We start from the raw sequence: 7,054 nt of genomic DNA on the forward strand, positions 1-7,054 counted from the left end.
GGCATTGCTATCACCAACGGAGGAACCATGACTCAAGGAATCAACCCTGGCGAGCCGCCGGAGACGGTCGCGCAGGTGCGGAACGTGACGCGTCGGTTCGGCGGCACGGTGGCGCTGCACGGCGTCGACCTGGCCGTCGGCGCAGGCGAGGTGGTCGGCCTGCTCGGTCCGAACGGGGCCGGCAAGTCCACCCTGCTCAACCTGCTGGTCGGCCTGCGCCGGCCGACCTCGGGCACCGTCGAACTGTTCGGCGGCTCCCCGCTCGAGCCCGCCAGCCGGCGGCTGATCGGCGTGACCCCGCAGGAGACCGGCCTGGCGCCGACGCTGCGCGTGGGCGAGTGCGTGGACTACGTCGCCCGGCACTATCCCAACCCGCTGCCGCGCAGCGAGGTGCTGGCCCGGTTCGGGCTGGAGAAGTTGGCCCGCCGACAGACCGGCGGCCTGTCCGGTGGCCAGCAGCGGCGCCTCGCGGTCGCCCTCGCCTTCGTCGGACGGCCACGGCTGGTGTTCCTCGACGAGCCCACCACCGGTCTCGACGTTGAGATCCGGCACGTGCTGTGGGACGCCATCCGCGACTTCCACGCCGAGGGTGGCACGGTGCTGCTGACCAGCCACTACCTCGACGAGGTCGAGGCTCTGGCCCAGCGCGCCGTGGTCATCGACAACGGTCGCATCCTGGCCGACGACTCGGTCGACGCCATCCGTGCCCTGGTCGGCGTGCACCGGGTCAGCCTGACCGCCGCGACACTGCCACCGCTGCCGAACGTCGTGGCGACGTCCGAGTCGGACGGCCGCATCGACGTGCTGACCACCGACTCCGACGAGCTCGTCCGGGCTCTCGTCCGGTCCGGCGTCGCCTTCCGCGACCTGACGACCCGACCAACCACATTGGAAGAGGCGTTCCTGCACATCACCACCGCCGCATCTCCCGCGGTTCCCGCCGCCTCCCCCGCCGACCGACCGCTGACTGGAGCGAACGCATGACCACGCTGACCCTGACCCACACCAGATTCCACGTGTTGGAGACCGTACGGGTGCCGATGGCCCTGATCGGCTCGGTGTTCTTCCCCGCCGCCTCGATGCTCTTCTTCGTCGTGCCGTTCGGCGCCAACGACGGCGTTGCCGCCACCTATGCGACCGCCTCGATGGCGACTTTCGCGATCATGACGAGCAACCTGTTCGGCTACGGCGTCGGGGTCTCCGCCGACCGCGCCCTGCCCTGGGACTCCTACAGCCGCACACTGCCGGCAGGACCGGGACCCCGTTTCGCCGGACGGATCCTCACCGGATCGGTGATGACCGTGGCCTCGCTGCTGCCCGTGGTGCTGATCGCCGCGCTGCTCACCGACGCCACAACCACCGTGGCCGGCCTGGCCCTCGGCACCGGTGCCGCACTCGTCGCCGCAGTGCCATTCACGCTCATGGGCCTGGCCATCGGCTACGGGATGCCGATGAAGGCGGCGCTGGCCGTGTCGCAGATCCTGTTCTTCCCGCTGGCGTTCCTCGGCGGCCTCATGTCCTCACCCACGGAGGCACCAGCGTTCGTGCAGACCGTGGCGCCCTACCTGCCCACCCGCGGGGCCGCCGAGCTGATGTGGGCCGCGGTCACCGACCACTCACCCAACCCGACGGCCCTGCTCATGCTCGGCGTCTGGACGGTGGCGCTGGCCGCGCTTGCCGTGCTGGCCTACCGCCGCGACGAAGGCCGTCGGTTCCGCTAGGACACGCAATCCCTTTCATGCCCGTACGAGCAAGGAACCAACCATGACCGTTCCCACCCCCGGTGGGAGACCGTACGTCTGCGACGGCGGCATCGAGACCGATCTCATCTATCACCACGGTGCCGCCACCACCACGGCGCCGACCCCGTCACCCACCGCCATGCCCGGCCGCTGCGCGACCGCGCGATCGTGCACCTGATGCTCGGCACCGGGCTGCGCCGGGCCGAGATCGCCGGCCTGGACCTTAGACAATCCACTCTCTTCCGATTCGGAGCTCAATCGTGAACAGCACAATAAAAGGCTGCTTGACCGGCGTCGTCCTCTCGACGATCCTGGTCACGGGCCTCGTAGTATCAGCCTCCCCAGCCACCGCGGACCCAGCCTCCGCCGCCGCGACCTGCCTGGCGAACACCAGGCTCAACCAATTCACCGCGACAGGTAGCCCCTACGGGAATGGCACCACATTGTCTTGGGACGTGACTCGTGGCTGTCCCGAGGTGACGGTGATCACAAGCGATATTCCACTTCCTCAGCCCACCACTAACACCTCGCTGAAGGCACCAAGCGTCACCACAGAATACAATCTGTACGCGAAGATTGGCGGCCTGCCAGCCAGGTTACTAGGTACGCGGACGGCGCTCGCGGGCAAGATCATCGATTACGTCTACATCGCTAAGGCCCGTGCGTGGATGGGCACACCGGGGGACGGCCCGGACGCGGACGCGGCGAAAGTGATCGCCCACAAGATGGCGGGCGCCTTTACCGAACAGGCGAAACGAATCTTCCTCGGTAAGCGCATCGACATCCACATCATCCCGCACGATGCAAAGCTGACCGACCTTCCGCCATGGCGGAGCAAGGCCGGCACGACCACGTGCACCGATGAAGATCCTGAGGGAGAGGAGGGATGCGTCAACGATCGGCCGTGGGATGACGTGCGTGGCGCCTCCAGCGGCGCGGTCGCGGTTGGGGAAGAAAACCTGGTCTACATCGAAGGCAAGTCCACCTACCACCACGGACACACGCTGGCCCACGAGTTCGGCCACATGCCCGTGAACTTCAACGAGACACTCAGAAACTCCGTCCAGACCATCCTGAACGATCGGGGCCCGGAGGCTAGCTATGTCGGACAGGATGTGAACACCCGTCAGAACGCAGATGAGTACTTCGCCGAATCAACGGCGGGATTGTTTAGGTATCCCATCAGTGCCACCTCCCTCACGGAGGAGTACAACCCCACCTGGCTCGCCGACCACGACGTCCCACTCCTGAAGAAGCTCAAGACCATCTACAACGTCCTAGCGTGTAACTCCAACGGCTTCTGCTACCTGTGACTTGGGACAAGGCCAGCTGCAATCTGATGCGTTGCGTCAAGTTCAGCGGGACGACGCAGGGGTTGGGACGTCCCGCCTCACTTGTCGCACCGCTGGTCAGACCCTCGCCGCCGTGTCAGGTACGACGGGACGCAACACTCGCGGCGGCCGTCGCGACGAAACCTGTCGGCGGCCCGACCCCTCGCGCCCTCCCGGCTTGGAGTAGTGCCCGTAGACGCGGCTGATCGTCCAGTGGGGCCCAGGTCTTCGCCCCAGAGGTAGAGGCGGCCGTTGTGCCCGTAGACCCGGATGTCCATCACCGCACCCTATCGAACACCCGTACGAGTGAACGCCACGGGTCGAGCGGCCGTCCCCGAGCCGGGCCGGGCCCGCGATCAGCGCGGGCCAAGGCCTCGCAGCACGGCCTCGATGCCGAGCTCCAGGTCGCTCTTGGCCATCACCGTCTCGATGGTGCCGGCGGCCAGCTCGTCGGCCAGCGCGAGGATCTCGGCGTTGGAGGCGGCGAACTCGGTCACCAGCGCCTCATACCGGTCGACCAGCGTCCGCTGTTGCGGGGTCAGGGTCTCGGCCTGCCAGCGCCGCCCGGTTTCCTGCCACAGCCACATGTCGTCGCGCTGGACGCCGAACACTTCCTTGATCCGGTTCACGGTGGCGTCGTCCAGCAGGCGCGGCGCCAGCCGGGCCGGACCGAGGGTGGCCAGCTGCTCGCGGTTGGCGGCCAGTTGCTCGGCCACGGAGCCGATCATCCGGCCAGGACACGCCGCTACACCACGGACATGACCGACGCCGAATGGCGGGCCAGGCCGACCAAGGGGTGGCCGCACATGTTCACTATCGCAGGCGCGCGCGAGGTGGCGGAGCAGCTACGGGTCCAACCGGGATACGGGACCGGCCATGAGTCGATCTTGAGTGGCTTAGACCTGCGGGAATGCCGTCTGATGCAGGATGTAAGCGGTAGATGAGCTTGGTGGGAGGGAGGCGCTGGTCAGCGGTCGATGGTGAGCAGATTGAGGGCCGCTGCCTTGTCTTCGTCGGTGGGCAGGCTGTAGTGGCGGGTGGTCTCCAGGCGGGCGTGCCCCAGCATCTCGGCGACGACGACCAGGTCGGCGTGACCACGTACAAGGGTTGTGGCGAAGGTGTGGCGCAGGACGTGGGCGGTCGTTTCGTCCTCCAGCGCGGCGTCGGCCGTGATGGAGGCGATGATGCCGCTGGCGGCGCGGGCGGAGAGCCGTCCGCCGCCTGCGTTGAGGAACAGTGCCGGATTGTTCTCAGGGTTGGGCCAGTTGAGGCGCTCCTGCAGCCACTGGTCGAGGTCGGGGCGGAGCTTGGGGTGGATCTGCAGGGTGCGGACCTTACCGCGTTTGCCGTAGATGCGCAGTTCGGCCTTGCGGGCCGAGCGGCGCACGTCACCGACATCGAGGCGGACTACTTCGCTGATGCGGGCGCCGGCGTAGTACGGGATCAGCGCGATGACCCGGTCTCGCGGGGATAGGTGCCCCTCCACTGCGCGCAGCCAGCGAAATCCGGGCGCGCTCATCCAGGGCGCGCGGAGCCGTCTGCGGCAGCTCGTCACGCTCGACGACGGCTTTGCCCAGGCCGCGCCGCAGGTAGAAGTCGTCGATCGCGGTGAGCGCGGAGTTGGCGTAGACGACGCTGTGAGGTGCTCCGGGTTTCTTGGAGGCCCTGAAACCTGGAAAGGTGAGGGCCATGTCGGCGCCGAGGAAATACCCCGATGAGCTGCGTGAGCGCGCGGTGAAGATGGTGTTTGAGCTGCGGGAGGAGACCGGGAACAAGACAGGGACGATCGCACGGGTGGCCGACCGGCTGGGCGTGCACCGGGAGGCGCTGCGCACCTGGGTGCGTCAAGCGGAGATCGACGGCGGGCGGCGGACCGGCACCACCTCCCCGGACGCGGCCAGAATCGCGGAGCTGGAACGCGAGGTGCGGGAACTGCGCCGGGCCAATGAGATATTGAAGGCCGCGTCGGCGTATTTCGCCCGGGAACTCGACCCGAGGCTGCCGCGCTAGTCGAGTTCGTTGACGCGCATCGGGATCGGTTTGGCGTCGAGCCGGTCTGTGCGGCCCTGGAATTCGCCTCGTCCACGTACTACGCGGTCAAAAAGCGTGCGGTTGAGCCGTCGGATCGCGAGCTGCGGGATGAGTATCTGAAGACCGAGATCATGCGGGTGGGAAAGGGAAGGCCGGCGGGTGTACGGGGGCGCGGAAGGTATGGCGTCAGCTCAATCGTGAAGGTATTGACCTCGATGACTCACGGGGTGAGCAGCCCGTCTGACCGGGTTCGGCTGATGGAATTTCCTGCCTTGCAGTCCTATTCGATGCGGGCGGGCGGTGTGCCGATCTGTCCGAAGCGCTCGGATGGGCGGCGGTTCCACGGTCCGCGTGGGTGATGCGGTCACTCCTTCCTGCATCGCTTGGGCATCGTGATGCAGGTCATGTTGGTGCCGGAAGAGCACATAGGCGCTGCCAGCAGATGAGAAACGCGTTCTTCCAGGGCCAGGTGGCGCTGATCTTCAACACGCGGCGCCGGGCGTGACAGACGAGCCGGGCGGGCAGATGCCACAAGCAGTAGCGCAGGGTCTGCGGTTCGGCCCGGGCCAGATCGGGCTCGTCATACAGGCCAAGCAGCCGGGTCCAGGCATCCAGGTCGGCGGCGATGTTCGCGGCCAGCAGCCAGCCGGCGTTCACCGTCCAGGTCCTGGACGGCAGGTTGCGCAGCCCCATCGCCTTGTTCGTGCGCACGCGATCCTCGACCCCGGCGTGGGAGCGGTGCAGCACATCGATGAACTGCGCCTGGTGACTGCCGGGCACTCCGCGCATCCCGCGCGGGCCGAGGTTGGTGGCGATGATCGAGTACTTCCAGCCCGTCTTCTTCTCCAAGGCGGTGAGCTTGGCCTGGTGCCGTCTGGAGGGCACCACCCGGCGGGCGATCAGCCGGCACCTCCACACGGCGGCTCGGGCGTTGAGGCCGGTCAGTTCGGCGACACCCGCGTGCTCGTGCGGGTCGCCATCCTGGGTGAGCGCACGATCCCACGCTTTGCCGGGAAGCGCGGCGATCGCGGCCTCATCCACATCGGTGATCGTCCAGCCCACCGTGAAACGGACCGTCCGCCGCGTGGTGTTGAGCGCCTCAACTCGTTCCAGCAGCTCGTGCGTCGCCCCGGCACCGCCGACGCGGATCAGCAGCTTGGCCCGCCGTGATGCCGGGATCTGCGCGATCGCCGCGGCCAGCACCTCCAGATGGTCGGCCACGGTGTTACTGCCCGCCGAGCCCGGCCGCAACAGCATCGCCAAGGATTCCTGGGTGCTGGCGCACCAGGCCGCCAGCGGATGAAAGCCATATGTCCGCTTGAACGTGGCCGCCGCGCCTTCCTTGGCCGAATGAGCGAGCACGATGGTCGCATCGATGTCGATCACGATCCACCCGGTCAGGACCTTCCCGGCGACCTTCAACCAGGGGAAGCCCTGCTGGGTGGCTTCGATCAGCTCCCATACGCGGGCGCGGACCTTCGCCCGGGCCTTGGCGATCCTGCCCAGCAGCGCCGGCTCGGCCAGCTCCAGTATCCGTCGCACTGTCGAGTCCGACGGCGGATCGCCGAACACATCGGCCTGATGGGTCAGCAGCGCGATCTGCCGCATGCTGGTCGCCCCAAGCGCGATCGCGACCGCGAGCTGGACCAGCACCATCCCGCGATCCCACCGCGGAGATCCGTCCAGCTTGGCCAGCGCGGAGCCCAATGCAGGCGTCAGACCCACCTGATCAGCGCATTTACGCAGGAGAACGGCTCCGGCGTGTCCGATCAGCCCTCGACCGTCCCCGCTCACGGATAAGCGACGGTCCCATCCCGTACGATTCACCTGTTAGGTGCACCTGGTTCTTCTGCGAATGTGATCTAGACACTCACATCCTTGCAGTTCAGGTGCACCTTCTTCATATCAACGATCTCCAGGCACCCTCAACGCTGAATAGCGGAGGTTGAG

General features: G+C 67.2%; 8 protein-coding genes. 5 read left to right on the forward strand and 3 right to left on the reverse strand.

Going from position 1 to position 7,054, the window contains the following annotated elements:
- The first annotated feature begins 27 nt into the window (after window positions 1–27).
- The 4 genes from Acor_RS37170 (at window position 28) to Acor_RS37185 (ending at window position 3,055) form a co-directional block, all read left to right on the forward strand.
- Window positions 28–984 (forward strand): ABC transporter ATP-binding protein, encoded by a 957-nt coding sequence (locus Acor_RS37170; RefSeq protein WP_155341460.1) that lies wholly within the window; start codon window positions 28–30, stop codon window positions 982–984.
- The gene (locus Acor_RS37175; protein WP_155341461.1) at window positions 981–1,721 is read left to right on the forward strand and encodes an ABC transporter permease; all 741 of its coding nucleotides are present in this window, start codon (window positions 981–983) and stop codon (window positions 1,719–1,721) included. Before Acor_RS37170 ends, Acor_RS37175 begins: the two co-directional genes overlap by 4 nt.
- 43 nt (window positions 1,722–1,764) lie before the next feature.
- Entirely contained in the window at window positions 1,765–1,920 is a 156-nt protein-coding gene (locus Acor_RS37180; RefSeq protein ID WP_155341462.1) for a hypothetical protein, read from the forward strand.
- 106 nt (window positions 1,921–2,026) lie between these two features.
- Window positions 2,027–3,055: a hypothetical protein gene (locus tag Acor_RS37185; protein ID WP_155341463.1), complete on the forward strand. Its 1,029-nt coding sequence runs from the start codon at window positions 2,027–2,029 to the stop codon at window positions 3,053–3,055.
- A gap of 374 nt (window positions 3,056–3,429) precedes the next feature.
- Here Acor_RS37185 and Acor_RS37190 read toward each other — a convergent pair whose 3' ends face one another.
- Together Acor_RS37190 and Acor_RS37195 are read right to left on the reverse strand one after the other, a co-directional pair.
- On the reverse strand, window positions 3,430–3,801 hold the full coding sequence (locus Acor_RS37190; protein WP_155341464.1) for a hypothetical protein: 372 nt from the start codon (window positions 3,799–3,801) through the stop codon (window positions 3,430–3,432).
- Between the two features lie 239 nt (window positions 3,802–4,040).
- The gene (locus tag Acor_RS37195; protein WP_218034728.1) at window positions 4,041–4,559 is read right to left on the reverse strand and encodes a tyrosine-type recombinase/integrase; all 519 of its coding nucleotides are present in this window, start codon (window positions 4,557–4,559) and stop codon (window positions 4,041–4,043) included.
- A 203-nt stretch (window positions 4,560–4,762) separates the two neighbouring features.
- Between Acor_RS37195 and Acor_RS37200 the strand changes: the two genes are divergently transcribed.
- The gene (locus Acor_RS37200; protein ID WP_155341466.1) at window positions 4,763–5,083 is read left to right on the forward strand and encodes a transposase; all 321 of its coding nucleotides are present in this window, start codon (window positions 4,763–4,765) and stop codon (window positions 5,081–5,083) included.
- Window positions 5,084–5,506: 423 nt separating this feature from the next.
- Here the strand turns inward: Acor_RS37200 and Acor_RS37205 are convergent, their stop codons facing one another.
- Window positions 5,507–6,931 carry an IS1380 family transposase gene (locus Acor_RS37205; protein WP_308805713.1) on the reverse strand — a complete coding sequence of 475 codons (1,425 nt, stop codon included), beginning with the start codon at window positions 6,929–6,931 and terminating at the stop codon, window positions 5,507–5,509.
- Between the last annotated feature and the right edge of the window lie 123 nt (window positions 6,932–7,054).

Origin of the sequence: Acrocarpospora corrugata (assembly GCF_009687845.1) — a bacterium.
Taxonomy (GTDB): Bacteria; Actinomycetota; Actinomycetes; order Streptosporangiales; family Streptosporangiaceae; genus Acrocarpospora; species Acrocarpospora corrugata.